This is a genomic window from Nonomuraea mesophila, from assembly GCF_004352805.1.
Classification (GTDB): Bacteria; Actinomycetota; Actinomycetes; order Streptosporangiales; family Streptosporangiaceae; genus Nonomuraea; species Nonomuraea longispora.
On the sequence record NZ_SMLD01000009.1, the window covers coordinates 1 to 26,985 of the forward strand.

Consider the following 26,985-nt stretch of genomic DNA (forward strand, 5'->3'; position numbering starts at 1 on the left):
CCCCCCAAACCGCCCCCAGAGCCGTCGCCGCGAGCCCGGCCGCCGTGGTGGCGGCGTGCAGGCGCAGCCTGCCGGGGCCGCCGCCGGTGGCCGCGCGCCATCCCGGCCCGTGCAGGCGCCGCATGAGCGCGTCGTCGGCGTTGCCCCGCTGGAAACGCACGCTCGCCCAGAACCCGTCGTCCCGCACCGGATGGGTCGTCAGCCGCTGCCCGCGCACCAGGCGGTGTCCCGCCCGCGTCACCCGCAGCGCGAGGTCGGCGTCCTCCCGGTACGCCCGGGGAAAACGCTCGTCGAAGCCGCCGGCCGACTCCAGCACCGGACGCCGGTAGGCCATGTCGGCCGTCACCCACAGCGCGCCGGACAGCCCGCCGGTGTGCCGCTCGCCGTCGGTGGGCCGGCGCGAGGACGGCAGCGGCACCTCGATGCGTCCCTGGCTGCCGGCCACGTCCTCGGGCAGGTCCACGAGGTCCTTCCAGACCGCCTCCGCCCATCCGGGCGCGGGGATCACGTCGTCGTCGAGGAACACCACCCACGGCGTCTGCGCGGCCCGCCATCCCACGTTGCGCGCCGCGGCGGGCCCCCTGCCGAACGAGCGGACGACCCGTACGCGGCCGGGCAGCGACGCGAGCACGCCGCCCGCCGCCTCCGCGCTGTCGTCGACCACGATCACCGGCAGGGCGGAGCCCACGGCGGCCAGCGTGTCCGGCAGCGTGGCACGCCCGATGGTGGGGATCACCACGGTGATCACGAGGCGAACACCTCCCCGCGCCGCACCAGGTACGGCCCGAGCGCGAGCACGTCCACCGGCGACGACCCGAAACACTCCAGCGCGTCCCTGGGATCGTCGACCATGGGCCGCCCCGCCGTGTTCAGGCTCGTGTTGACCACCACGGGCAGTCCCGTGCGCGCCTCGAACTCGCTCAGCACCCGGGCCATCAGCGGGTCCGCGCCCGGCGAGACCGTCTGGATGCGCGCCGTCCCGTCCACGTGCACGACCGCGGGGATGCGCGGCGCCCATTCGGGGCGCACGTCATGGACGAACAGCATGTACGGCGAGGGCACCGGCCCCCGCCCGAAGATCTGCGCCGCCCGCGACTCCAGCACCATCGGCGCGATCGGCCTGAACTGCTCGCGCCCCTTGACGTCGTTCAGCCGCTCGGTGTTGCGGGCGTGACCCGGGTGGGCCAGCAGGGAGCGGTGGCCGAGCGCGCGCGGCCCGTACTCGGAGCGCCCCTGGAACCAGGCCACGATCCGGTCGGCGGCCAGCTCGGCCGCCACCGCGGCGGCCAGGTCGCGCGGCCGGGTGTGGGGCACGCGCGCCACGTCCAGCCAGGCGCCCAGCTCCTCGTCGGTGAAGCCGCGCCCGAGCGCCGCTCCGGTCATGGGCGCGGCCGGCTCGCCGTACGCGTGCGCCAGGTGCAGCGCGCCGCCCAGCGCGGTGCCGGAGTCGCCCGCCGCCGGCTGGACCCAGATCTCCTCGAACGGTCCTTCGTCGAGCAGCCGGGTGTTGGCCACGCAGTTCAGCGCGACCCCGCCGGCCAGCGCCAGCCGCCGCTCGCCGGTCCGCTCGTGCAGCCAGCGCGCCAGCTCCAGCACGACCTCCTCCAAGCGGGCCTGCACACTGGCGGCCAGGTCGGCGTGGTCGGAGGTCCAGGGCGCGCCCTTGCGCAGGGCCTTGGCGTAGCCGCCCCAGTCGACCGGCTCGACGCGAAACCCGCCGTCCCCGGTCGTGTGGATCACCTCGCGCAGCGCGTCCAGGTGGCGGGGGGTGCCGTAGGAGGCCATCGCCATGACCTTGTACTCGTCGCTGGAGCGCAGGAACCCGAGGTGCTGCGTGACGTCCTCGTACATGAGGCCGAGCGAGTGCGGCAGCTCCTGCGTGGCCAGCACCTCCAGCTCGCCGTCGCGGTAGCGGCCGGCCAGGTGGGAGACGTTCTCGCCGCGCCCGTCGCACACCAGCACCGCGCAGTCGCGCCCGGGAGTCGTCCACTGCGAGGCCAGCCCCGCGGAGGCGGCGTGCGCCACGTGGTGCGGCACGTAGCTGACCTGGCCCGGGTCCAGGCCGGGCAGCGCGGTGGACAGGAACGCCGGCGCCCGTACGGCGTACCTCGTGCGCAGGTCCCCCCAGTCGCCCTCCGGCTTCCCGACGACGAGGGAGGGGTCGTAGGAGTAGGCGACCGCGTCGATGTCCTCGGGGGACAGGCCGGCCTCCCGCAGGCACCACGCGGCGGCCAGCTCGGGCAGCTCCCAAGCCGAGAACGCCAGCGGCCGCTTGCCGTGCTTGCGGCGGCTGAAGCGTTCCTCCTCCGCGGCGGCGACGATCTCCCCGTCGACCACGAGCGCCGCGGCCGGGTCGTGGAAGATCGCGTTGATGCCGAGAAACTTCATGTCCCCTCCCCAGAGATGTCGAGAACCGCTACCGACAGAAGCGGCTCTCAAACATTCGGCAACCGGAAGAGGTGCGGGAACAGGCCACACCGCCGGGGATTGTCACGCTAAGTAGTTGTTTGTCGGTGGAGGGCCCGGGTAGCTGCGGGACACGCGACGGAGGTGAATGGTGTTCGAAAAGCGACGTCCCGGCGCCGTGCTGTTCGACCGGGACGGGACCTTGATCAGGGACGTTCCGTACAACGGCGATCCCCGTCTCGTCGAGCCCATGCCGGGTGCGACCGAGGCGCTCGGCCGGCTACGGCGCGCGGACGTCCCGGTGGCCGTGGTCACCAACCAGTCCGGGGTGGCCAGGGGGCTGGTCACGCCCGACGAGATGGACCAGGTCAACGCCAGGGTGGAGGAGCTGCTCGGCCCGTTCGACGCCTGGGCGATCTGCGTGCACGACGACGGCGACGGCTGCACCTGCCGCAAACCCGCGCCCGGGCTCGTGATCAGGGCCGCCGCCGTGCTCGACGTCAGCCCGCGCGACTGCGTGGTGGTCGGCGACATCGGCAGGGACATGGCCGCCGCCAGGGCCGCGGGAGCCCGGGGCATCCTCGTCCCCACCAAGGAGACGCGGCCCGAGGAGATCGACGAGGCGCCCGAGGTCGCCGACGACCTGACCGACGTCGTCGAACGGGTGCTCAACGACGTCAGCGAGGCGCCCGTGCCGGCCGCCGCCGCGCCCTGGGCCAGGGCGATGGGCTGGAGCCGCTGGTGAGGATCCTCCTCTGGCACGTGCACGGCTCATGGACCAGCGCCTTCATCAGGGGCCCGCACGAGTACGTCCTCCCGCTCGTCCCCGGCCGCGGCCCCGACGGCCGGGGCCGCGCCGCCACCTTCGACTGGCCGGCCGCCGCCCGCGAGGTGCCGTACGACCGGCTGCGCGACGAACCCGTGGACGTCGTCGTCTACCAGCGCCCGCACGAGATCGACCTGGCCCGCGAGTGGCTCGGCCGTGACGTGCCCGGCGTGTACGTCGAGCACAACACCCCCGCGGGCGACGTGCCCCGCACGCGCCACCACCTGGCCGGGCAGAGCGGCATCCCGCTCGTGCACGTCACCCACTTCAACGAGCTGTACTGGGACAACGGCCGCGCGCGCACGCGCGTCATCGAGCACGGCGTCCCCGACCCCGGCCACCTCTACACGGGCGAGCTGCCCAGGGCCGGTGTCGTGGTCAACGAACCGGTACGCCGCACCAGGGTGGCCGGCACCGACCTGCTGCCCCGCTTCGCCGAGCGGGTGCCCCTCGACGTGTTCGGCATGAAGGTGGACGGCCTGCCGTACGGCACCCACGAGGACCTGCCGCAGCACGTCATGCACGGCGAGCTGGCCAGGCGCCGCGTCTACCTGCACCCCTACCGGTGGACCTCGCTCGGGCTCGCCCTCGTCGAGGCCATGACGCTCGGCATGCCCGTCGTCGCGCTGGCCGCCACCGAGGCGATCGAGGCCGTGCCGCCCGAGGCCGGCGTCCTGTCGACCAAGGTCCACGTGCTCGCCGGCGCGCTGCACGATTTCGTGGCCGATCCCGAACGCGCCGGCCAGGCGGGAAAGGCCGCCAGGGCCGCGGCTCTGGCGCGCTACGGGCTCGACCGGTTCCTAGCCGACTGGGACCGGCTGCTCCAAGAGGTATGAGGGCCAGACGTCTGGGTAGGCGCGCCCCATGATGATGCTCGACTGGACACGCAGGGCCGCCTGCCTCGACCTGGACCCTGAGCTGTTCTTCCCGATCTCCTTGGAAGGTCCCAGCCAGTCACAGGTCCGGCGGGCCAAGAACGTCTGCGGGGGCTGCCCCGTACAGCAGGCGTGCCTCGACTACGCGCTCGACACCAGGCAGGCGTACGGCGTCTGGGGCGGCACCGACCCGGAACAACGGCGGGAGCTGCGAGCGTTCGTCGCCTCCCGGCTCAGCCCGCCGGCAGCGCCTCGGCGAGAAACCGTGCCCGCTCGCTCTCTTCGAGATGGTCGCTGAACAGCACGCCGTCGAGATGGTCGACCTCGTGCTGCAGCACCCTCGCGAGGATGCCCAGCGCCCGCACCGTCAGCGGCTTGCCGAACATGTCACGGCCACGCGCCGTGACCATGTAGGAACGTTCCAGCGGCCACCACACGCCGGGCGCCGACAGGCACGCCTCGTCGGCCTTCACGCGCCGCTCTGACACCTCCAGCCGCGGGTTCACCAGGTGGCCCGCCTTGCCGTCGTACGCGTAGACCACCACCCGCACCGGCTCTCCCACCTGCGGCGCCGCCAGGCCGGCCCGGCCGGCTCCCGCCCGCATCGTGGCCGTCAGCGACTTCACCAGCCGCCGCAGCTCCCGGTCGAAGTCGTGCACCGGTGCCGCCACCGAGCGCAGCAGCGGATCGTCGAACGTGCGAATAGGCCGGACCGTCACCAGCACTCCCCGATAGCCGTCGTCATGACGGACGTTTCCCTCGGCGGCGCCGCGCCAACCGTGAAGGTTCGGGTCTTGTAGCACAGCGGTAACAGAGGAGACCCAGGGGCGAAACCACCCGGAAGCAGTATCTGAGGGTGATCTCACTTGCGTCACTCACGCCTGTGATGCCTGGTCGGGTGCTCGGGGCCCGGCCAGGCGCAGGGCCACTCACCGGGCCGGGCGTCGCCGTGCACCCGGAGGTGCCCGCATGAATGAGCGTTCGTCCCCGGAGACGGAGCCCGACGCGCTGGCGGGCTTCACCGTCGGCGTGACCGCGACCAGGCGGCGGGAGGAGTTCGGTGCGCTGCTGGAGCGGCGCGGCGCGCGTGTCGTCAGCGCCCCCGCCATCCGGCTGGTCCCGCTGGCCGAGGACTCCGACCTGCTCGCCGCGACCCGCGACAGCCTGCGCGGGCCGCTCCACGACGTGGTGGTGACCACCGGCGTCGGCTTCCGCGGCTGGATGGCCGCCGCCGAGGGCTGGGGGCTCTCCGCCGACCTGAGCGAGCACCTGTCCCGCGCGCGCCTGCTGACGCGCGGGCCCAAAGCCAGGGGAGCGGTGCGTGCGGCCGGGCTCAACGACCACTGGACGCCCGCCACCGAATCGTGCGACGAGATCAAGCAGTACCTGCTGGCGCAGGACCTGCGGGGACGGCGCATCGCGGTGCAGCAGCACGGCGAGCCGCTCAGCGACTTCGTGGCCGACCTGCGCGCGGCGGGGGCCGAGGTGATCGAGATCCCGGTCTACCGGTGGCTGCCCTACCGTGACACCTCACCGTTGCGCCGCCTCGTCAGCCAGACGATCTCCGGCTCGGTGGACGCCGTCGCCTTCACCAGCGCGCCCGCCGTGCACGCCATGCTCGGCATGGCCCGTACCGAGAGGCTGGAGGACGCCCTGCTGGCCGCCTTCGGCGGGCCCGTGGTGGCCGCCTGCGTGGGGCCCGTGACCGCGGGCCCGCTGGCCGCGCGCGGCGTGCCCACGCTGCAGCCCGACCGTTCCCGGCTCGGCGCGCTGGCCCGTGCCCTGGCCAGGCACCTGCCGGAGCACGGCGTGACGAGGCTGGAGGCGGGCGATCACCGGCTGGAGATCCGCGGTCACGCCGTGGTCGTGGACGGTGAGCTGCGGCCGCTGCCGCCGGCTCCGATGGCGGTGCTCAAACGCCTGGCCGACAAACCGGGGCACGTCGTGTCGCGCGCCGACCTGCGTACCGTGCTGCCGGGCAGCGTGGCGCGCGAATCGGCCGAGCACGCGGTGGAGATGGCCATCACCCGGCTGCGCCGCGCACTCGGGCCGAGCGGCATCGTGGAGACGGTGGTCAAGCGCGGCTACCGGCTCGCCTGCCGCTACGAGGCGGGCCCGTGACGCCCGCACTCGTCCTGGCCGCGCACGGCACACGCAGCGCCGCGGGACAGCGGACCCTGGCGGCGCTGGCGCGGGCGGTCAGGAGGGCACGTCCTGGGCGGCGCGTCGAGCTCAGCCATCTCGAGATCAGCCCGCCGTTGCTGGCCGAGGTGCTCCCCGCCGTCCCCGGTCCCGTCGTCGTGCCGCTCCTGCTGGCCGGCGGTTACCACGTCCACATCGACCTGCCCGCCGTGGTCGCGCGCAGCCGTACCGACGCGGTGGTGGCCGGCTGGCTGGGTCCGCACCGGCTGCTCACGTCGGCGCTCGTCCGCAAGCTGGCGCGGGCCGGGCTGCGCGCGGACGACGCCGTCGTGCTCGGCGCGGCGGGGTCGTCCGACCCGGCGGCGCTCGCCGACGTGCGCGCCGCCGCCCACCGGCTCTCCGTACGTCTCGCGCGCCCCGTCACCGCCGCCTTCGCCTCCTCCGGGGCTCCTTCGCTGGAGGAGGCGGTCGAACGGCTGGGCTCCGCCGCGCGGGTGGCGATCGCGTCGTACGTGCTCGCGCCCGGCTTCTTCCACGACCGGCTGACGGCGGCGGGGGCGGGGGCGGTGAGCGAACCGCTGGGGGCCGACCTGGACGTGGTGGCGCTGATCTGGCACCGCTACGACGAGGCGCTCCGCGCCCGCCGCACGACGGCGGAGCACCCCCTTACAGCCGCACCGTCCCTCCGCCACGCCACCCGCCGGGACGCGCGCCCCGTACGGTGACCCGCCGAGGCGCGCGGTTCCGCACGGCGGCGGGCCCGCGGGCGGTGTTTCGGGGGTTTCAGGCGTGGACGGGTTCGAGGCGCAGCTCGCGCACGATCTCCCTGGCGCTGTCGTCGAGGCTCGGCGCGGCCTCCGGCCCGACGAACATCTCGATGTAGGCCCGGTGGAAGCAGCCGGCGACCAGCAGCCGCGCGCTGGCATCAGGGTCGGCGTCGGTCCGCACCCGGCCCAGCCGCTGCTCGGCGGCCAGGTAGGCGGCGAGCGGCGTCGTCTCCGTGCGCGGCCCGAGCTCGGCGCCTCGCAGCGCCTCGCGGAAGCGGACCGTCACGTCAGGGGAGGTGAAGGCGGGCAGCGCCGCGCTCTGGACCTCCATGTAGTAGTCGATGCCCGCTCGTGCCACCGGCTGAAGGTTGTCGGATACGCTCCCTTTCCCCGCGAGATGGGTTAAGTCATGAAGAATGCTGAGCCAGAGCGGGAGCCGGTCCTGCAGCAGCGCGAGGAAGTGGTCGACGTTGCCGCCGCGGCGGTCCTCTCTGACGGAGACGGCCATCTCCAGGATGCGCCGCCTGGTGTCCTGACTTCTTTGGTGCGGGTCCACGTGGGAAGTCGCCATGGCATGCCTAACGGTGCGCGGTCGGTTGATCAGGCATTACGGTGCGGTGTCGATGCTGACGGGAAAGGGCGACAGCCGGAGTTCCAGCTTGGTGCAATCAAGCGAGGCACCGATTATCACCCGAAACCGCGGAAAATGCCGGGATTTGCGCTCCGAAGGTCAGCTGTCGGTGTCGCGGTCCCTGCGCCGCAGGTAACGCTCGAACTCCGCGGCGATCGCGTCGCCGCTGGCCTCGGGCAGCTCGGCGGCGTCCTTGCGCTCCTCGAGCTCCTTGACGTATTCGGCCACTTCGCTGTCCTGCGAGGCCAGCTCGTCGACGCCGCGCTCCCACGCACGGGCCTCCTCGTCGAGGTCGCCCAGCGGCATGGAGATCTCCAGCACGTCTTCCAGCCGGCGCAGCAGCGCGACCGTGGCCTTCGGGTTGGGCGGCTGGGCGACGTAGTGGGGGACCGACGCCCACAACGACACCGCGTCCATGCCGGCCCGGCCGAACTCGTGCTGCAGCACCCCCACGATGCCCGTCGGGCCCTCGTAACGGCTCAGCTCCAGGTTGGTCGAACGCGCCAGCGACTCGTCCGTCGCGCCGCCGAGAATGGGCACGGGCCGGGTGTGCGGCGAGTCGTTGAGCAGCGCCCCCAGCATCACGGCCAGCTCCACGCCGAGCTCGCGGCAGACTGCGATGATGTCGGCGCAGAACGAGCGCCAGCGCATGTTGGGCTCGATGCCGCGCAACAGGACGACGTCGCGCTCGACGCCCGGCGGGCGGGCGCGCAGCAGCCGCGTCGTCGGCCACACGATCGACTGCGCCAGCCCGTCGTTCATCTCCACGGCGGGCCGGGTCACCTGGAAGTCGTAGTAGTCGTCAGGGTCGAGCGCGACGAGTGTCTCGGCCTTCCAGGCGGACTCGAGATGGGCGACCACGCCGCTGGAGGCCTCGCCCGCGTCGTTCCACCCTTCGAACGCGGCTATCAGCACCGGGTCGACGAGTTCGGGGAGCCCTTCGAGCTCGATCACGTGTCGCCCCCTCTCTCCATCATCCCGCTAAGCCTATGTGGTTCGGGGGCGTCAGCGTCACCGATCTCCCCCGCGCCTCCTCCGGCTCGGCGCCACAGCCTCCTCCGCTGACCTCTTCCGGCGCCCGCCCGGGTCCCCGGCCCTTTCCGCCGGGCCGTCAACCGTACCGTCCCCGCTCCTGACCCCCGGACACCCCTTCATCCGTGACGACCTCGGGCCCTTATGCCCCGCTTTGACCGGTGCGTTCACCGGCGGTCGAGGCCGCTTCGAACGATGGTTCAGGTGCAGCCGATAAGCTTCACCACATGAGCATCTCCCCGTCCTTCCGAGAAGTGTTGTCCCAGCGCGTCGTCGTCGCCGACGGGGCGATGGGCACGATGCTGCAGGCCCAGGACCCGACGCTCGACGACTTCCACGGCCACGAGGGCTGCAACGAGGTGCTCAACGTCACCCGGCCCGACATCGTCCGCGGTGTGCACGACGCCTATTTCGCCGTCGGCGTCGACTGCGTGGAGACCAACACCTTCGGCGCCAACCTGGCCGCGCTCGGCGAATACGACATCCCCGAGCGGGTCTTCGAATACTCCGAGGCAGGCGCCCGCATCGCGCGGGAGGCCGCCGACCAGTGGTCGACCCCTGACCAGCCGAGGTTCGTGCTCGGCTCGATGGGCCCGGGCACCAAGCTGCCGACGCTGGGCCACCTTCCCTACGCCAGCCTGCGCGACGCCTACCGCGACAACGCCGCCGGCCTGATCGCCGGCGGCGCCGACGCCCTGATCGTCGAGACCTGCCAGGACCTGCTCCAGGTCAAGGCCGCCGTCATCGGCGCCAGGCGAGCCGTCGAAGACTCCGGCCGCGACGTGCCGATCATCGCCCAGGTGACGATCGAGACCAACGGCGCGATGTTGCTCGGCTCCGAGATCGGCGCCGCACTGACCGCGATCGAGCCGCTCGGTGTCGACATCATCGGGCTCAACTGCGCGACCGGCCCCGCCGAGATGAGCGAGCACCTGCGCTACCTCGCCCGCCACTCGCGCCTGAGGCTCTCCTGCATGCCCAACGCCGGCCTGCCGGTGCTCACCTCCGACGGCGCCTACTACCCGCTCAGCGCGGAGGAGCTGGCCGGCGCGCACGACACCTTCACCAACGACTACGGCCTGTCCCTGGTCGGCGGCTGCTGCGGCACCACGCCCGAGCACCTCCGCCAGGTCGTCGAGCGGGTCAGGGGCAAGCAGGTGGCCCAGCGCCGCCCCCACCCCGAGCCGGGCGCGTCCTCGCTCTACCAGACCGTGCCGTTCCGGCAGGACACCTCCTACCTCGCCATCGGCGAGCGGTGCAACACCAACGGCTCCAAGATCTTCCGCGAGGCCATGCTGGAGGGCCGCTGGGACGACTGCGTCGAGATCGCCCGCAACCAAGCCCGCGACGGCGCCCACATGCTCGACCTGTGCGTCGACTACGTCGGCCGCGACGGCGTGGCCGACATGAAGGAACTGGCCTTCCGCTTCGCCACCGCCTCCACGCTGCCGATCATGCTCGACTCGACCGAGCCCGCGGTGCTCCAGGCCGGCCTGGAGATGCTCGGCGGGCGTGCGGCCGTCAACTCCGTCAACTACGAGGACGGCGCCGGCCCCGACTCGCGCTTCCAGCGCATCATGCGCCTGGCGCGCGAGCACGGCTCGGCCGTGGTGGCGCTGACCATCGACGAGGAGGGCCAGGCCCGCACCGCCGAATGGAAGGTGCGCGTCGCCGGCCGCCTCATCGACGACCTGACCACCAACTGGGGCATGCGGGTCGAGGACATCATCGTCGACTGCCTGACCTTCCCCATCGCCACCGGCCAGGAGGAGACCAGGCGCGACGGCCTGGAGACCATCGAGGCCATCCGCGAGCTCAAGCGCCGCCACCCGGGCGTGCAGACCACGCTGGGGCTGTCCAACATCAGCTTCGGCCTCAACCCGGCCGCCCGCATGGTGCTCAACTCGGTGTTCCTCAACGAGTGCGTCAACGCCGGGCTCGACTCCGCCATCGTGCACGCCTCCAAGATCCTGCCGATGGCCCGCATCCCCGACGAGCAGCGCCAGGTCGCGCTCGACATGGTCTACGACCGCCGCCGCGAAGGCTACGACCCGTTGCAGCGCTTCATGGACCTGTTCGAGGGCGTCGACGCCGCCGCCATGCGCGCGGGCAAGGCCGAGGAACTGGCCGCGCTGCCGCTGTGGGAACGGCTCAAGCGGCGCATCATCGACGGTGAGAAGAAGGGGATGGAGGCCGATCTCGACACCGCGCTGGAGCAGCGCCCCGCCCTTGAGATCATCAACGAGGTGCTGCTCGACGGCATGAAGACCGTGGGCGAGCTGTTCGGGTCGGGGCAGATGCAGCTGCCGTTCGTGCTGCAGTCCGCTGAGGCGATGAAGTCGGCCGTCGCCTACCTCGAGCCCCACATGGAGCGGGTCGAGGGCGAGACCAAGGGCCGCATCGTGCTGGCCACCGTCAAGGGCGACGTGCACGACATCGGCAAGAACCTCGTCGACATCATCCTGTCCAACAACGGCTACCAGGTGGTCAACCTCGGCATCAAGCAGCCGGTCTCGGCCATCCTGGAGGCCGCCGACGAGCACAAGGCCGACGTCGTCGGGATGTCCGGCCTGCTGGTGAAGTCGACGGTCATCATGAAGGAGAACCTGGAGGAGATGAACTCCAGGGGCCTGGCCGAGCGTTACCCCGTGCTGCTCGGCGGGGCCGCGCTCACCCGCGCCTACGTCGAGCAGGACCTGGCCGGGCTGTTCGAGGGCGAGGTGCGCTACGCGCGCGACGCGTTCGAGGGGCTGCGGCTGATGGACTCGTTCATGGCCGTCAAGCGGGGGGTGGCCGGCGCCAAGCTGCCGCCGCTGCGCGAGCGGCGCGTCAAGTCCGGCGCCGTGCTCACCCGTACGCCCGTCGAGGAACTGCCGAGCCGCTCCGACGTGGCGGAGGACAACCCCGTGCCGACCCCGCCCTTCCACGGTGACCGCGTCGTCAAGGGCATCTCGCTGGCCGACTACTCCGCCTTCCTCGACGAGCGGGCGCTGTTCCTCGGCCAATGGGGTCTCAAGCCCACCAGAGGCGGTCAGGGGCCCGGCTACGACGAGCTGGTGGAGACCGAGGGCCGGCCGCGGCTGCGCATGTGGCTCGAACGCATGCAGACCGAGGGCCTGCTGGAGGCCGCCGTCGTCTACGGCTACTTCCCGTGCGTCTCCGACGGCGACACGCTGATCATCCTGGATGACGACGGCGGCGAGCGCACCCGCTTCACGTTCCCGCGTCAGCGGCGCGACCGCCACCTGTGCCTGTCCGACTTCTTCCGCGGCAAGAACTCGGGCGAGGTCGACGTGGTCGGCTTCCAGGTGGCCACCATGGGGCCGAAGATCTCCGAGGCCACGGCCGAGCTGTTCGCGAAGGACGCCTACCGCGACTACCTCGAGCTGCACGGCCTGTCGGTGCAGCTCACTGAGGCGCTGGCCGAATACTGGCACGCGAGGGTGCGCCAGGAGTGGGGCATCGGCGGCGGCGAGACGCTCGACGACATGCTCAAGGTCAACATCCAGGGCTGCCGCTACTCGTTCGGCTACCCCGCCTGTCCCAACCTGGAGGACCAGCAGCAGCTGTTCCAGCTGCTGGAGCCCGAACGCATCGGCGTGACGCTGTCGGAGGAGTTCCAGCTCCACCCCGAGCAGGCCACCTCCGCGCTGGTCGCCCACCATCCCGAGGCCAAATACTTCAACGTCTGACCGGCCCGCCGGCCGCGGGCGCGGCGGGGCCGGGACGGGGGAGTGCCGGGGAGGTTCACGGCACATGGCGAGCGAGCACGGCGGACGGAGTGAGGCGATGGACATGCGGGCGGTCTTCTTCGACATGGACGGCCTGCTGGTCGACACCGAGAAGGTCTGGCTCGAGATCGAGTCGGAGGTGATGCGCAGGCTGGGCGGGCAGTGGACGCCCGACCACCAGGTGCACCTCCTGGGCGGCTCCATGGAGCGCGCGGTCGACTACATGCTGTCCGCGTCCGGCTCGGGCGAGAGCGCCGCGACCGTGGAGCAGTGGATGGTCTCCGGCATGGTCGAGCGCCTGTCCGGCGGGGCGCGCGTGATGCCGGGAGCGTCCGAGCTCCTCGACGCGCTGCGTGACGAGGGCGTCCCCATCGGGCTGGTCACCTCGTCGTTGCGGCAGATCGCCGACGCGGTGCTCAAGGAGTTCGGCCGCGACCGGTTCGACGTCGTGGTGACCGCCGACGACGTCGAGCGCACCAAGCCCGACCCCGAGCCGTACCTGACGGCCGCGCGGCTGCTCGGCGTGCGGCCGGTCGGCTGCGTCGTCCTGGAGGACTCACCGAACGGCGTGGCGGCGGCCACCGCGGCGGGGTGCGCGGTGGTGGCGGTGCCCAGCCTGCTGCCGGTCGAGGCGGCGCCGGGGCGCCTGGTGGTCTCCTCGCTGGAGGAGGTCACGGTCGCCCGTCTGAGGGCCCTCCTGCCCGGCGCCTGAGGGCTCAGGGCCTGTCCCCTAGGGGAAATGTGGTTCTCGCGGAGGATGCCGGTCCGCGTTCGCGTGCCAGGATGGAGACAGACCCACAACGAGGGAGCAGGCAGGATGTCGTTTGATCAGTTCGCTTGGCTGCCGCTGTGCGCCGGGGCGACCATCGCCGGGCTGGTGCTGAGTTTTCTTGCGTTCCGGCGCAGGGGAGCCGCCTCAGGGCTGCGGGTGACGGCGTGGGCCCTGTTGCCGCTGGCGGCCTACCTGACGGACGCGCTGCGGTCGCTGTGGACCATCGGCGTCACCGTCGTGGGCTTCGTGACCGGGCTGGTGTTCAACCCGCAGGTGTGGGCCGGAGTGGCCGTCGCGGGGCTGTCGGCGGTGCTCTTCGTGGTGTCCGGAGTGATGCGCGGCAAGAAGCTGAGGCTCGTGAGGAGGAAGAAGAAGCCGTCCGCGGACGGTGAGCAGGACCCCGCCGTTGCGCCTTCAGCGAACAAGCCGGCCGTCTCCGCCAAGCCTCAGGCCGCCGCCCCCGCCGCCAAGACAGGCAAGGGCGACGACGACTTCTCCGACATCGAGGAACTGCTGAAGCGCCGCGGCATCAGCTGATACGGGCGATCTGTCACAGTTCCGAGACTCAACCGGGACGCGGGCTAGACATTGTCGACAAGATCAATACGAATGAGTTTCGCATCAATCACAGATTAGCCACATAGCGGCCTGAGGGGCTGGTCAGCGCAGCTCAGGCCATAGATTCTGCCTCCTGAGGTCGCGACTCGCGGTCTAAAGTCAGTACTCCAAGACCCGTCGTCTGGTACCAGGGGGCAATCCGGCATGACCGCACCGCTTGACGTTTCCGGTTCCGCCGCAGAAGCGCAGCCGGAGTCGGTGCTCGCGGGAGCGGGCAAGGCCATCCAGGGCAGATCCCTCACCCGGATCGCGTGGACGCGGCTCAGGCGCGACAAGGTCGCTCTCACCGGCGGCATCGTCGTCGTGCTGCTGATCCTGGTCGCGGTCTTCGCCTCGCCCATCATCGCCGTGTTCGGCCATCCGCCGCTGGAGTTCCACCAGGACCAGATCGACCAGAGCACGCTCCTGCCCAAGGGCACCTTCGGCAGCATGGGCAGCGAATATCTGCTCGGCGTCGAGCCTATCAACGGCCGTGACATCTTCAGCCGCATCGTCGCCGGCGCGTGGATCTCGCTGCTCATCGGCTTCCTCGCCACGATGTTGTCGGTGCTCATCGGCACCACGCTGGGCGTCATCGCCGGATACTTCGGCGGCTGGGTCGACCTGGTGATCGGCCGGCTGATGGACGTCTTCCTGGCCTTCCCGCTGCTGGTCTTCGCGATCGCGCTGGCGGGCGTCGTGCCCGACAAGGGGTTCGGCCTCGAGGGCAACGGCCTCCGGATCGCCATGATGATCTTCATCATCGGCTTCTTCAGCTGGCCCAGCATCGGCCGTATCGTCCGCGGGCAGACGCTCTCGCTGCGCGAGCGGGAGTTCGTCGACGCCGCGCGAAGCCTGGGGGCGCGCGACGGCTACATCCTGTTCCGCGAGATCCTGCCCAACCTGATGGCCCCCATCCTGGTCTACGCGACCCTGCTCATCCCGACCAACATCCTGTTCGAGGCCGCGCTCTCCTTCCTCGGCGTCGGCGTCAACCCGCCCACACCGACCTGGGGAGGCATGCTCTCGGAGGCGGTCCGGTTCTACACGCTGCCGCACTTCGTGCTCTTCCCGGGGCTGGCGATCTTCGTTACCGTCCTTGCGTTCAACCTCTTCGGCGACGGGCTGAGGGACGCCTTCGACCCGCGGGCGCACTGACCTTCGCCAACGCTCCATCCCCCATCTCACTCATCAAGGGGTTAAGTCAATGAGAAGGAAAACCGCACTGGCAGGGGCCGCGACAGCGGCGCTCGTCCTGGTGCTCTCCGCGTGTGGCGGAGGCGGCGGCACACAACAGCCCGCCGAGTCGTCCTCCGGCGGTGCCGCGCAACCCGCGTTCAACGCCGGCCTCAACGAGGTGTACAACCCCTCGACGAAGAAGGGCGGCACCCTCAAGGCCGCCCACTCCGCCGACTGGGACAGCCTCGACCCGGGCGACACCTACTACGGCTACTCGTTCAACTTCGGCCGCCTCTACTGGCGCACGCTGACGATGTACAAGCCGGGTCCCGGCCCCGAGGGCAACACCGTCATCCCCGACCTGGCCGAAGGGCTGGGCGAGCCGAGCGACGGCGGCAAGACCTGGACGTACAAGCTCAAGAGCGGGCTGAAGTACGAGGACGGCACGGAGATCACCGCCAAGGACGTGGCCTACGCCGTGGCGCGCTCCTGGGACAAGAAGACCTTCCCGCACGGCCCCTCCTACCTCAACGAGCTGCTCGACTGGCCGAAGGACTTCAAGGGCGTCTACGAGGACGCCGACGCCGACTACTCCTCGGCAGTCGAGGCGACCGACGACTCGACGGTGGTCTTCCACCTGAAGGAGCCGTTCGCGTCCATGGACTACGTCGTGCAGATGCCGATGACGGCCCCGGTGCCGAAGGACAAGGACACCGGCGCGAAATACAAGGAGAAGGTCGTCTCCTCCGGCCCGTACAAGTTCGAGACCAACGAGATCGGCAAGGGCTTCACGCTGGTGCGCAACGACCAGTGGGACCCGGCGACCGACCCCAACCGTCCCGCGCTGCCCGACCGGATCGAGGTCCAGGTCAACGTCAACGCCGACGACCTGGACAACCAGCTCATCGCCGGCGACGTCCAGCTCGACATCGTGGGCACCGGCCTCCAGGCGGCCGCCCTGGGCAAGGTGCTGCCCGACCCCGCGCTGAAGGCGCGTACGGACAACCCCACCATCCCCAGGCTGTGGTACGTCTCGGTCATCCCCGACACGCCGCCGCTGGACAACATCGAGTGCCGCAAGGCGGTCATGTGGGCCGCCGACCGCGTCGCCAACCAGACCGCCTACGGAGGCGAGCTGGCCGGCGGCGAGATCGCCACGAACGTCCTGCCGCCGCCCGTCGTCGGCCAGGAGAAGTTCGACCTGTACGCGACCCCGGGCAACAAGGGCGACGTCAACAAGGCCAAGCAGGCTCTCGCCGCCTGCGGCCAGCCGAACGGCTTCTCCACCACCATGACCTACCGCTCCGACCGTCCTCGCGAGAAGGCGCTGGCCGAGGCCATGGAGCAGGCGCTGGCCAAGGTCGGCATCAAGCTGACGCTCAAGGGCTTCCCCGGCTCCAGCTACTTCTCCGACTACGCCGGCAACGTCAACTACGTGAAGAAGAACGGCATCGGCCTGGCCGCCCACGGCTGGGGTTCCGACTGGCCTGACGGCTACGGCTTCATGCAGGCCATCGTCGACAGCCGTACGATCCGCGACGCCGGCAACTACAACCTCAGCGTCAAGAGCGACGAGGTCGACAAGCTGATCGACCAGGCCTCCGCCGAGCTCGACGACGCGGCCCGCGCCAAGCTCTGGGTCGAGGTCGACAAGAAGGTCATGGAGGACGCCTCCATCCTTCCGGTGGTCTGGGCCAAGTCGCTGCTCATGCGCGGCAAGGGCCTGACGAACGTCGCCTACAACGAGGGCCAGAGCATGTACGACTACATCTTGCTCGGCGTCGAGTGACCGTGCGAGGGACTACGGGGATCAGCGAAGGCAGGTGAAGGCAGAAGTGGCCTGCTCGGCGACGGGCAGGCCACTCGGCCGTAGCGGTGTTCACATACATCATCAAACGTGTCATCGGCGCGTTCGCCATGCTCATCGTCATCAGCATGGTCACCTTCGGCATCTTCTACGTCGTCCCCCAGTGGGCCGGCGCCTCACCGGAGGCCATGGCGTCGCGCTACGTCGGGCGCGCCGCGACGCCGGAGACGGTGCACCTGGTGGCCGAGCGGCTGGGGTTCAACGACCCGGTGATCGTGCAGTACGGCAGGTTCGTCAAGGGCCTGGTCGCCGGAGCCGAGTACGACTACGGCGCGGGCGTCGAGCAGTGCCCCGCGCCCTGCTTCGGCTACTCCTTCATCAGCGGGCAGCCCGTCTGGCCCGATCTGCTGGACCGCATGCCGGTGACGTTCTCGCTGGCCATCGGCGCCGCCGTCCTCTGGGTGGTGGGCGGCGTGAGCGTGGGCGTGATCTCCGCGCTGCGCAGGGGCAGCTTCTTCGACCGCCTCTCCATGGGCACCGCGCTGGCCGGCGTCTCGCTGCCGATCTTCTTCACCGGCATGATCTCCCTGGTCGTCTTCAGCTACGGCCTGGGCTGGACCCCGCCCGGCGGCGCGTGGACGGACATCTCCGTCAATCCAGCCCAATGGGCCTACAACTTGCTGCTGCCGTGGATCACGCTGGCGTTCCTGTTCGCCGCGACCTACGCCCGGCTCACCCGCGCCGGGATGCTGGAGACGATGGGCGAGGACTACATCCGCACCGCCAGGGCCAAGGGCCTGCACGAGCGCGAGGTCGTGGTCAGGCACGGCCTGCGGGCCGCGCTGACGCCCATCCTGACCCTGTTCGGCATCGACTTCGGTCTGCTCATCGGCGGCGCCATCCTCACCGAGACGACCTATACTCTGCCCGGGCTCGGCCAGTTCGCCATCCTGGCGATCAGGAACCAGGACATGCCGCAGGTCATGGGCGTGGTGCTGGTCGCCGCGATGTTCGTGGTCGTGGCCAGCCTGATCGTCGACCTGCTGTACGCCGTGGTCGACCCGAGGGTGAGGTTGTCGTGAGCTTCCTTGACGTCAAGGACCTGAAGATCCACTTCCCGACCGACGACGGCCTGGTCAAGTCCGTCGACGGGCTGTCGTTCAGCGTCGAGCGCGGCAGGACCCTGGGCATCGTGGGGGAGTCGGGCTCGGGCAAGAGCGTGACCAGCCTCGGTCTCCTCGGCCTGCACAAGGGCGGCAGGGCACGCATCTCCGGCGAGATCTGGCTCGACGGCGAGGAGCTCAACGGCGCCACGGCCGAGCACGTACGCGGGTTGCGCGGGAAGAAGATGGCGATGATCTTCCAGGATCCGCTGTCGTCCATGCACCCCTATTACACGGTCGGCCACCAGATCATCGAGGCGTACCGCATCCACAACGACGTCTCCAAGCAGGTGGCCCGCAAGCACGCCGTCGACATGCTCGGCCGGGTCGGCATCCCCGAGCCGGGCAGGCGCGTCGACAGCTACCCGCACGAGTTCTCCGGCGGCATGCGCCAGCGCGCCATGATCGCCATGGCGCTCTCGTGCGACCCCGAGCTGCTCATCGCCGACGAGCCGACCACGGCGCTCGACGTGACCGTGCAGGCACAGATCCTCGATCTGATGCGCGACCTGCAGAGCGAGTTCAACTCCGCGCTCATCATCATCACCCACGACCTCGGCGTGGTGGCGGAGCTGTCCAACGACATCCTCGTCATGTACGCGGGCCGATGCGTCGAATACGGCTCCACCGACGACATCTTCTACCGCCCCGAGCACCCCTACACGTGGGGGCTGCTGGGCTCCATGCCCCGACTCGACCGCGAGCCCACCGAACGGCTGATGCCCATCAAGGGCTCCCCGCCGTCACTGATCAACGTGCCGCAGGGCTGCGCCTTCCACCCCCGCTGCCCGTTCGGCGAGCGTACCGAAGGCAAGGCAGAGACCGAGGCGCCGGTGCTCGCCGAGACCCAGGGCGGCCACCTGGTCCGCTGCCACATGAGCCGCGACGAACGGCGCACCCTGTGGGAGAACGAGATCAAGCCCGCGCTGGAGACCTCGTGACCTTCGCTCCGGCCCGCGAGGCCGCAGTATCCCGAACGAAGCCGGGTGGCGCACAGGTCGCCACCCCGGCCCGCGCCTGGAGCGCCGCCGCACACCCCGACGCGGTGGCGCGAGCCCGCGTGGTGGCCGCCACCGCCGCCGCTCACTCCGGGCCGCCGCGCCGACATGATCAGGAGAACGTCATGCCCTGGAGCTCCCCATCCGTTCACCGCGCCAGGGGACGTGGTCGTTACGCGGGAGGTGCGCGATGACCGAGGCGAGCGTACGCCTGGACGCCGACGAGCCGCTGCTTTCCGTCCAGAACGTCGAGAAGCACTTCCCGGTGACCAAGGGTCTGCTCAAGCGGCAGGTCGGCGCCGTCAAGGCGGTCGACGGGATCAGCTTCGACGTGGTCAAGGGCGAGACGCTCGGGCTGGTGGGCGAGTCGGGCTGCGGCAAGTCGACGACCGGGCGGCTGGTCACCCGGCTGCTCGAACCCACGGCCGGTAAGATCATCTTCGAGGGTGAGGACATCTCGCACATGTCGCAGGGCCGGCTCAGGCCGCTCCGCCGCGACATGCAGATGATCTTCCAGGACCCCTACTCGTCGCTCAACCCCCGGCACACGGTCGGCGCCATCGTCGGCGCTCCCTTCCGGATCCAGGGCGTGCACACCGAGAACGGCGTCAAGAAGGCCGTACAGGACATCCTGGAGCTCGTCGGGCTCAACCCCGAGCACTACAACCGCTACCCCCACGAGTTCTCCGGCGGGCAGCGGCAGCGCATCGGCATCGCCCGTACGCTCGCGCTCAGGCCCAAGCTGATCATCGCCGACGAGCCCGTCTCCGCGCTCGACGTGTCCATCCAGGCCCAGGTCGTCAACCTGCTCGAAGACCTGCAGAACGAGCTCGACCTGACCTACGTCGTGATCGCGCACGACCTGTCGGTGGTGCGCCACATCAGCGACCGGGTCGCCGTCATGTACCTGGGCAAGATCGTCGAAATCGCCGACCGCAAGCTGCTGTACAGCTCGCCGATGCACCCGTACACCAACGCCCTGCTGTCGGCGGTGCCGGTGCCCGACCCCAGAGGACGGGCCGGTCGCGAGCGCATCCGGCTGACCGGCGACGTGCCCAGCCCGCTCAACCCGCCGCCCGCCTGCCGCTTCCACACCCGCTGCTGGAAGGCTCAGGACATCTGCAAGCAGGTCGAGCCGCCGCTGGAGCAGCTCGCCGGCGGCCACCAGGTCGCCTGCCACTTCCCGGAGAACGCCCCGCAGGCCGCCGCGACCCCCGCCGCCAAGGACGCCTGACTCCGCCGCCCGCCGTCAACACGAGGCGCCGGGGGTGCGGTGGACCAGCCCGTTCCCGGGCGAGGCGACGTCAGCGGTGCGCCCTCGCCCCGGGCGACGGCGTCATGACGGCCGCCGCAGCGGAGCTCCGCGCGATCGCCAGGTGGAGGTGGCCCGCGACGCCCCGCGACGCCCCGGGACCGGCCGGGACGCCCGCCGCGTCCGCACGCGGCCGGCGAGATCCGGCCGACCGCGTCCCGACAGGCATGGAGCAGCGTACGTGGTGTCCTACGGACCAGGCGTAGGGGAGCGCGGGGGAGGAGCGGGTGTCAGGGCATGGCGCCCGGCGTGATCAGCCCCGTCTCGTACGCCAGCACCACGGCCTGCACCCGGTCGCGCAACCCCAGCTTGGTCAGCACGTTGCCGACGTGCGTCTTCACCGTGGTCTCGCTCACCACGAGCTTGGCCGCGATCTCCGCGTTGGACATGCCTTTCGCGATCAGCCGCAGCACCTCCAGCTCCCGCTCGGTCAGCCGGTCGAGCCGCGCGGGGGTGGCCTGCTCGTGAGCGGACGGCAACCGCGTGGCGAACCGGTCGAGCAGCCGCCGGGTCACGCTGGGCGCCACGATCGCGTCGCCGGCCGCCACCACCCGGATGGCCTGCACCAGTTCGTCGGGTGGCACGTCCTTCAGCAGGAACCCGGAGGCGCCGGAGCGCAACGCCTCCACGATGTATTCGTCCAGGTCGAACGTGGTCAGCACCAGCACTTTCGGCACGTGCGCCGAAGGAGCCGCCTCCCGCACGATCCTGCGGGTGGCCTCGATGCCGTCGACCCCCGGCATCCGGATGTCCATGAGCACCACGTCGGGCAGCAGCGCCCGCGTCTGCTCCTGTGCGCCTTTGCCGTCGCCGGCCTGGCCCACCACCGTGATGTCGGGCTCGGCCTCGAGAATCAGGCGGAATCCCGTACGCAGCAGCGGCTGGTCGTCCACCAGCAGCACTCTGATCGTCATTGACCGTCCTTCAACGGGAATCTCGCCCGCACCTCGAAACCGCCCCCCGGTAGCGGGCCGACGCTGAGGATTCCACCATAGAGGGCAACCCTTTCACGAATGCCCACCAAACCATGACCGGGCCGTCCGGATGCCCCGGCAGCGCCACGGCCGTCGTCGGCCACGAGTACGTCCAGCTCATGGGGTGCGTGGCGGACGGTCACCACCGCCTTCGCCCCGGCGCCCGCGTGCCGCAGGCTGTTGGTCAGCCCTTCCTGGACCAGCCGGTAGGCGGCCAGATCGACCCCCGCGGGCAGCGGCGGCGGCTCGCCCTCGACGACCAGCCGCGTGGGCAGCCCGGCCTCGCGCATCTGCTCGACCAGCGCGGGCAGGTCCTCCATGCCCGGCTGCGGGCCCAGCTCGGCACGGGCGTCGGTGCGCAGCACGCCGACGATGTTGCGCATCTCCGACATCGCCATCCGGCCGGTGTGCTCGATCGCCGTCAGCGCCTCGCCGGCCAGGCCGGGGTCGGAGGACAACACCTTGCGCGCCGCGGCGGCCTGCACGGTCATCACGCTGACATGATGGGCCACGACGTCGTGGAGCTCGCGGGCGATCCTCGACCGCTCCTCGGCCCGCGCGGCCCGCGTGTCGGCCGCGCGCGCCCGCTCCAGCCGCGCCGCACGGCCTCTCAGCTCCTCCATGTACGCCCGGCGCAGCCGCAGGCTCCGGCCCGCGCCCCACACGGAGACCAGCACCATGGCCACCACCACGTGGTCGCTCAAGGTCGTGGCGCTGGGCGGGCCCGCCGCGGCGCCGAGCGCGTACGCCAGCACCGTGGCCAGCAGCCCGCCCAGCGCCATCGCCAGGCCCCGGTTGGAGGCCACGGAATAGAGCAGCACCAGCCCGGACAGGCCCGGCACCCCTGTGCTGTACCCGAAGCCGGCCAGCAGCGTCTCCGGCACCAGGCCCGCGCACAGCGCCGCCAGCGGCCACCGCCTGCGCACGGCCACGGGGACGCACGCCAGCAACACCAGCAGCGCACCGAGCGGATCGGGCTCGCGCACGCCGTCGACCACCAGATCCCCGGACGACAGCCGCCCATGTTCGTAAAGAACGAACAGCGCCACCGAGGCGGCGGCCACCACTCCGGCGAGCACCGTGTCGTGGAACCTGGTCCGGTCTATCCGCACCGCTTCACTGTAGGCCCAGGCCAGAACCCGCAGCCTCCTCCCTCGGGAGGATTACCCCGCCCGAGCACTCAGGGCCCGAACGCCCCGGGCCTCGGGCTCCGGGCCGCGCGCTCCGGGCCGCGCCGATCCAAAGGCGGACCCTCCCGCGACGACCATGAGGACAGTTACGGCGACGCCACCCCTCACCGCCCCGCGCCGCTCCGGACTGGGTCCGTGCCGCTCCAGGGGTGGGGCTTGTCCCGGTCCAGGCTGGTCCGGGTGGGCCCGCGCCGCCCCGTCCCTAGCACCCCGCGCCGCTTGGCCCGGCACGGACCGGTACGGCCCGGCACCGTCGCTCGTGTGTCCCGTGGGCGGGCGGCGGTCCGGGGCGTGGGGTCAGAGCTCGTCGGTGGCTGCGCGGCGGCTGCTGCGGACGGTGTCGCCGGGCTGGCGGTCGGGCACCGGCGGCGGGGTGCCGCCGAACTCCGGGCACAACGCCTGGTGGTCGCACCAGTCGCACAGCCGGCTGCGCCGCGCCCGCCACTCGCCCGACTTCAGCGACCGCTCGATCGCCGCCCACAACGCCATCACCTTGCGCTCGGTGGCCAGCAGGTCGGCCTCGTCGGGCGCGTAGCGCAGCACCTCGCCCTGGCCTCCCAGGTAGACCAGCTGCAGCAGCCGGGGCACCTGACCGCGCAGCCGCCACAGCACGAGGGCGTAGAACTTCATCTGAAATAAGGCCTTGGCCTCGAAGTCGGGCCCCGGAGCGCTGCCCGTCTTGTAGTCGACCACCCTGACCTCGCCGGTCGGCGCCACGTCGAGCCGGTCGACGTAGCCCCGCAACAGCAGCCCTCCGTCGAGCACCGCCTCGACGTAGAGCTCCCGCTCGGCCGGCTCCAGCCGCGTAGGATCCTCCAGCCTGAAGTAGCGCTCCAGCATGTCGCGCGCCTGCGCGAGCCATTCGGCCTGCTCGGCCTCGTCGGCGAACATCTCGCCGTATTGCGGGTCGTCGTCGAGCAGCCGCCGCCACTGCGGCTCCAGCAGTTCCAGCGCCGCGCTCACGGAACGCCGCTGCGCCGGCAGGTCGTAGAGGCGCTCCAGGACCGCGTGCACCACCGTGCCGCGCACCGCCGCCTGCGACGGCTTCTCGGGGAGCTGGTCGATCACCCGGAAGCGGTAGAGCAGCGGACATGTCATGAAATCGCCCGCCCGGGACGGGGAGAGAGCTCCGATGATCGCCGGTTCGGTCAATGTCATGCACCGCACTCTAGGTCAAGAGCCCGACAGAATAACGCCCGCGAAACGAGGATCACGTGATCCGGCGCGTAGCATCGAGGCAGCAACAGCACGTGCCAACGGGATTCCGCGACACGGACCGCGGCCCGGCCCCCCGGCCGGGCGCGGTGATCAGGTTCCCCCGCGGCGAGGACGTCAAGGAGTGCGGTGAGCGAGCAGAGCCCGCGACAGGAGTTCTCCGGCATCCGGATGGGGAAGCCGTTCGGCATTCCGGTGTACGTCTCGTGGACGTGGTTCATCGTGGCGGCCTTCATCACCATGCTCGTCGGGCCGAGGATGCAGATCATGCTGCCCGAGCTCGGCGACACGGCCGCGTACGCCGTCGCGTTCGTGTTCGCGGTGCTGCTGTACGTCTCGGTGCTGCTGCACGAGCTGGCCCACAGCGTGCTGGCCAAGGCCTACGGCCTGCCGGTCCGGCGGATCACCCTCTACTTCCTCGGCGGCGTCTCCGAGATCGAGAAGGAGCCGCCGACACCGGGCAAGGAGTTCCTGGTGGCCGCCGCGGGCCCCGCGCTCTCCCTGGCCCTGGGCGGGCTCGGGCTGGCCGCCGACGTCTACGTGGTCAACGACGGCGGCATCCCGGAGGCGCTCGTCTGGCAGTTGTGGGTGGCCAACCTCATCGTCGGCGTGTTCAACCTGCTGCCGGGGCTGCCGCTGGACGGCGGCAGGATGTTGCGGGCCGGCGTGTGGAAGCTCACCAAGAATCCCGGCTCCGGCACCGTCGTCGCCGCCTGGGGCGGCCGGGTGCTGGCGGTGCTCCTCGTCGTCGTGCCGGTCGCGACGACGATGTCCGACGGGCGCGAGCTCGACCTGACCGACCTGCTGTGGCCGATCGTGCTGGCCATGTTCATCTGGCTCGGCGCCAGCCAGTCGCTGCGCGTGGCCAAGATCCGCGCCAGGATCCCCCAGGTCAACGCCCGCACGCTCGCGCGCAGGGCCATCCCTGTGAGCGCCGAGACGCCGCTGTCCGAGGCGCTGAGGCAGGCGGGCGAACGCCGGGCCGGCGCCATGGTCGTGGTCGACCACGAAGGCAAGCCCCTCGCCATCGTCAGCGAGGCCGCCGTCCAGGCCACGCCCGAGCACCGCCGCCCCTGGGTCAACGTCGCCTCTCTCGCCAAGTCGCTGGAGCCCGACATGGTGCTCGCCGCCGATCTGGAGGGCGAGCCCCTCATCGACGCCATGCGCGAGGCGCCAGGCAGCGAATACCTGCTCGTGGAGCGCGGCGGCGACATCTACGGCGTGCTGGCCACGGCAGACGTCAACCGGGTCTTCACGGGCGTCTGATTTGTCCCACTCGTTTAAGCGGCAGCCCACAGCTAGGGTCGTGTCCAGCAGTTTCGGGGTGGGCCGGAGCCGACTCTGGCGATTTCTGCGATGTGACGACAGGCCGATAGTGTGCTGTTTGGCCAGACTTGCACAGTTGAGGGGTTTGCCGCGGTCGACCGGTTCACCGAATCGAGACGAGGGGGCCGCGACGCGGCCTCGTCGTCGGGGTACGTATGGCTGGTGACCAGCACGGCAGTGCGGGTGCCGTAACACCGCCGGCTTCCGGGGAGGAGAGTTGAGTGACCGAGCGCAGCGAGGGCACCAATGAGCGCAGCACGGTCGTCATGAGGGAGGACGCATGACCGACCAAGGCTTCGGAGTGGTGCGTCCGCTTCCTGGAAATGGGCTGGTCGCCTACGAGGGCGGGCTGCTGCTCGTGTGCGACGCCGGCGAGTCCGCGGCCGACGACCTGCTCGAGGCGCTGCGCGCGACGGCCTCGTCAGGCGGGGACGGCCGGGCGCTGGCCCGGCGTGCCGCCCAGGTGCTCGCGGCCAACATGGCGGGCGACCCGGCCACCTGCGCGGTGGCGGGCCCCGTCGGCGACGGCGTGGCCGTCCTGGTCAGCGGTTCGGCGGCGGCCACCATCGGCACCCCTGGAGGCGAGACGCGGCTGGCCGGCAGCGACTCGCTGACGTGGGCCGACCGGCTCGTCACCGGCACCGTCGAGCGCGTCGAGCTGAGCCTGCCCGGTGCCGGCAGCCCGCACCCCGCGGTCCGGCTCGACGGCGGCGTCGTGCACGGCGGCGGTCTCGTGGGTGACTTCTCCGAACAGCCCTCGGCCGTGTCCAGGCCGCTCACCAGCGAGATGCCCGCCACCGGCATCCACGTCGAGCCCGATCTCATCCAGCCGCCCCCGCAGCAGCCGGTCGAGCGACCTCCCTACCCGCTGGCCGACCAGCCACAGGCGGGCTCGGGCCCGCAACCGGGCCCCCACTCGGGTCCGCAGCCGGTCGAGCCGCCGTCCTACATGACGCCCCCGGACCAGCCGGCCCCCTACGGCCCGCCGCAGGACCAGTCGCCCTACGGCTCGCCCCCGGAGCAGCAGTCGCCCTACGGTCCGCCGCACGACCAGCCACCCTACGGTCCTCCCCACGACCAGCAGTCCCCCTTCGGTCCGCCGCAGGACCAGCCGCCGCCCCTGCAGGAGCCGCAGCAGCAGTTCCCCTCCTACGACGAGCCGCATCAGGGCAGCGGCGCCGAGCAGCAGGCCGGCCAGCACATGGGGCCGCCCGACCACTACGACCAGCCCGCTCCGCCCGGGCCCGGCCCGCAGGAGCACTACGACCAGCCGGGCCCGCCCCAGCAGCAGGAGCAGCAGGGCGACCACGGCGACCGGCCGCTGGTCTACGGGGTCGACTGCAAGAACGACCACTTCAACGACCCCCGCGTGCCCTACTGCGCCGTCTGCGGCATCGCCCTGGTCCAGCGCACCCTCGTTCCCTACAAAGGGCCGCGGCCCTCGCTCGGGGTGCTCGTCCTCGACGACGGCACGGCGCTGCCCCTGGAGAGCGACTACCTCCTCGGCCGCGACCCGGAACGCGCGCCGGAGGTGGCCGGCGGCAACGCCAGGCCGGCCAAGGTCACCAGCCCCGACGGCTCGGTCTCCCGGCGGCACCTGCGTGTGGCGCTGGACGGCTGGGACGTCAACCTGGTGGATCTCGGCTCGGTCAACGGCACTCAGATCCAGCCGCCCGGTGACCCCAACTTCTACGACATCCCGCCCAACGAGCCCGTCACCATCGCGCCGGGCACGACCGTCCGGGTGGGCGTGTCCCGCACCCTTCGCTTCGAAGCCCACCGGGGCTGACGGACACCTCGTCGCCGGACGCCCGCGCCCTCACCGAGGGCGCGGGCGTCCTGGCGTGTACGCCGGGAACGGCGGCCACGCCGGGCATTCCGGCCGCGGCGCACAGGTTTATAGGGCTATATACGCGAAAAGCGCCGCTCTGCCCAAAAGCCGGGGAAAAGGCGAAGGATCTTCACGGGCAGCGGGCCCGAGAACCCGCCGCGGCACCGTTTCCCGCCTCCATTGGGCCCGCAACCGGTCGTCCGTAACCTCG

Annotated in this window: 23 protein-coding genes; 15 read left to right on the forward strand and 8 right to left on the reverse strand. The window is 71.2% G+C overall.

What is annotated here, in order from left to right:
* Together E1295_RS05290 and E1295_RS49960 are read right to left on the reverse strand one after the other, a co-directional pair.
* Positions 1 to 748 (reverse strand): glycosyltransferase family 2 protein (locus E1295_RS05290; RefSeq protein WP_220448549.1); only part of this gene is annotated, 748 nt, incomplete at its 3' end.
* The gene (locus tag E1295_RS49960) at positions 745 to 2,388 is read right to left on the reverse strand and encodes a carbamoyltransferase family protein (protein WP_132628531.1); all 1,644 of its coding nucleotides are present in this window, start codon (positions 2,386 to 2,388) and stop codon (positions 745 to 747) included. The genes E1295_RS49960 and E1295_RS05290, both read right to left, overlap by 4 nt.
* A gap of 166 nt (positions 2,389 to 2,554) precedes the next feature.
* Here E1295_RS49960 and E1295_RS05300 point away from each other — a divergent pair, with 166 nt between their 5' ends.
* From E1295_RS05300 to E1295_RS05310, 3 genes are read left to right on the forward strand one after another with little or no spacing between them, the layout of a single operon-like run.
* Complete coding sequence (locus E1295_RS05300; RefSeq protein WP_246079858.1) at positions 2,555 to 3,151, forward strand: D-glycero-alpha-D-manno-heptose-1,7-bisphosphate 7-phosphatase; 597 nt, start codon at positions 2,555 to 2,557, stop codon at positions 3,149 to 3,151.
* Positions 3,148 to 4,068: a glycosyltransferase gene (locus E1295_RS05305; protein WP_132628532.1), complete on the forward strand. Its 921-nt coding sequence runs from the start codon at positions 3,148 to 3,150 to the stop codon at positions 4,066 to 4,068. Before E1295_RS05300 ends, E1295_RS05305 begins: the two co-directional genes overlap by 4 nt.
* Positions 4,069 to 4,102: 34 nt before the next feature.
* The gene (locus tag E1295_RS05310) at positions 4,103 to 4,405 is read left to right on the forward strand and encodes a WhiB family transcriptional regulator (protein WP_132628623.1); all 303 of its coding nucleotides are present in this window, start codon (positions 4,103 to 4,105) and stop codon (positions 4,403 to 4,405) included.
* On the opposite strand, the gene E1295_RS05315 is transcribed toward E1295_RS05310, so the two are convergent.
* Complete coding sequence (locus E1295_RS05315; RefSeq protein WP_132628533.1) at positions 4,341 to 4,826, reverse strand: peptide deformylase; 486 nt, start codon at positions 4,824 to 4,826, stop codon at positions 4,341 to 4,343. The two genes, E1295_RS05310 and E1295_RS05315, sit on opposite strands and share 65 nt — an antisense overlap.
* A 250-nt stretch (positions 4,827 to 5,076) precedes the next feature.
* Between E1295_RS05315 and E1295_RS05320 the strand changes: the two genes are divergently transcribed.
* Together E1295_RS05320 and E1295_RS05325 are read left to right on the forward strand one after the other, a co-directional pair.
* Positions 5,077 to 6,228: a uroporphyrinogen-III synthase gene (locus tag E1295_RS05320; protein ID WP_132628534.1), complete on the forward strand. Its 1,152-nt coding sequence runs from the start codon at positions 5,077 to 5,079 to the stop codon at positions 6,226 to 6,228.
* Positions 6,225 to 6,974, forward strand: a complete 750-nt coding sequence (locus tag E1295_RS05325) for a sirohydrochlorin chelatase (protein ID WP_132628535.1) — start codon at positions 6,225 to 6,227, stop codon at positions 6,972 to 6,974. Before E1295_RS05320 ends, E1295_RS05325 begins: the two co-directional genes overlap by 4 nt.
* A gap of 58 nt (positions 6,975 to 7,032) precedes the next feature.
* Here the strand turns inward: E1295_RS05325 and E1295_RS05330 are convergent, their stop codons facing one another.
* Together E1295_RS05330 and E1295_RS05335 are read right to left on the reverse strand one after the other, a co-directional pair.
* Positions 7,033 to 7,587: a TetR/AcrR family transcriptional regulator C-terminal domain-containing protein gene (locus E1295_RS05330; RefSeq protein ID WP_132628536.1), complete on the reverse strand. Its 555-nt coding sequence runs from the start codon at positions 7,585 to 7,587 to the stop codon at positions 7,033 to 7,035.
* A gap of 159 nt (positions 7,588 to 7,746) precedes the next feature.
* Positions 7,747 to 8,601, reverse strand: a complete 855-nt coding sequence (locus E1295_RS05335) for a PAC2 family protein (RefSeq protein WP_132628537.1) — start codon at positions 8,599 to 8,601, stop codon at positions 7,747 to 7,749.
* A gap of 305 nt (positions 8,602 to 8,906) precedes the next feature.
* On the opposite strand from E1295_RS05335, the gene metH reads away from it, so the two are divergent.
* From metH to E1295_RS05375, 8 genes are all read left to right on the forward strand, one after another.
* Positions 8,907 to 12,371, forward strand: coding sequence for a methionine synthase (metH, locus tag E1295_RS05340; RefSeq protein ID WP_132628538.1), 3,465 nt, complete (start codon positions 8,907 to 8,909; stop codon positions 12,369 to 12,371).
* A gap of 64 nt (positions 12,372 to 12,435) precedes the next feature.
* Positions 12,436 to 13,122: an HAD family hydrolase gene (locus E1295_RS05345; RefSeq protein WP_246079859.1), complete on the forward strand. Its 687-nt coding sequence runs from the start codon at positions 12,436 to 12,438 to the stop codon at positions 13,120 to 13,122.
* Positions 13,123 to 13,227: 105 nt separating this feature from the next.
* Positions 13,228 to 13,719, forward strand: a complete 492-nt coding sequence (locus E1295_RS05350) for a cellulose synthase (protein ID WP_132628539.1) — start codon at positions 13,228 to 13,230, stop codon at positions 13,717 to 13,719.
* 225 nt (positions 13,720 to 13,944) lie between these two features.
* Positions 13,945 to 14,937 (forward strand): ABC transporter permease, encoded by a 993-nt coding sequence (locus tag E1295_RS05355; RefSeq protein ID WP_132628540.1) that lies wholly within the window; start codon positions 13,945 to 13,947, stop codon positions 14,935 to 14,937.
* A 49-nt stretch (positions 14,938 to 14,986) separates the two neighbouring features.
* On the forward strand, positions 14,987 to 16,747 hold the full coding sequence (locus E1295_RS05360; protein WP_166427091.1) for an ABC transporter substrate-binding protein: 1,761 nt from the start codon (positions 14,987 to 14,989) through the stop codon (positions 16,745 to 16,747).
* Positions 16,748 to 16,833: 86 nt separating this feature from the next.
* The gene (locus E1295_RS05365) at positions 16,834 to 17,847 is read left to right on the forward strand and encodes an ABC transporter permease (RefSeq protein WP_132628541.1); all 1,014 of its coding nucleotides are present in this window, start codon (positions 16,834 to 16,836) and stop codon (positions 17,845 to 17,847) included.
* Positions 17,844 to 18,869 (forward strand): ABC transporter ATP-binding protein, encoded by a 1,026-nt coding sequence (locus E1295_RS05370; RefSeq protein ID WP_132628542.1) that lies wholly within the window; start codon positions 17,844 to 17,846, stop codon positions 18,867 to 18,869. The genes E1295_RS05365 and E1295_RS05370 overlap by 4 nt, the downstream gene beginning before the upstream one ends.
* A 247-nt stretch (positions 18,870 to 19,116) precedes the next feature.
* Positions 19,117 to 20,160, forward strand: a complete 1,044-nt coding sequence (locus tag E1295_RS05375; protein ID WP_132628543.1) for an ABC transporter ATP-binding protein — start codon at positions 19,117 to 19,119, stop codon at positions 20,158 to 20,160.
* A gap of 308 nt (positions 20,161 to 20,468) precedes the next feature.
* Here E1295_RS05375 and E1295_RS05380 read toward each other — a convergent pair whose 3' ends face one another.
* The 3 genes from E1295_RS05380 to E1295_RS05390 form a co-directional block, all read right to left on the reverse strand.
* Positions 20,469 to 21,152 (reverse strand): response regulator, encoded by a 684-nt coding sequence (locus tag E1295_RS05380; protein ID WP_132628544.1) that lies wholly within the window; start codon positions 21,150 to 21,152, stop codon positions 20,469 to 20,471.
* Positions 21,149 to 22,324 (reverse strand): sensor histidine kinase, encoded by a 1,176-nt coding sequence (locus E1295_RS05385; protein WP_132628545.1) that lies wholly within the window; start codon positions 22,322 to 22,324, stop codon positions 21,149 to 21,151. Before E1295_RS05385 ends, E1295_RS05380 begins: the two co-directional genes overlap by 4 nt.
* Before the next feature lie 375 nt (positions 22,325 to 22,699).
* A complete protein-coding gene (locus tag E1295_RS05390) occupies positions 22,700 to 23,560 on the reverse strand; it encodes a RecB family exonuclease (RefSeq protein WP_132628546.1) in 861 nt (286 codons plus the stop codon).
* 186 nt (positions 23,561 to 23,746) lie between these two features.
* Between E1295_RS05390 and E1295_RS05395 the strand changes: the two genes are divergently transcribed.
* Positions 23,747 to 24,883, forward strand: coding sequence for a site-2 protease family protein (locus E1295_RS05395; protein WP_132628547.1), 1,137 nt, complete (start codon positions 23,747 to 23,749; stop codon positions 24,881 to 24,883).
* 340 nt (positions 24,884 to 25,223) lie between these two features.
* A complete protein-coding gene (locus E1295_RS05400) occupies positions 25,224 to 26,732 on the forward strand; it encodes an FHA domain-containing protein (RefSeq protein ID WP_132628548.1) in 1,509 nt (502 codons plus the stop codon).
* Positions 26,733 to 26,985: the final 253 nt, after the last annotated feature.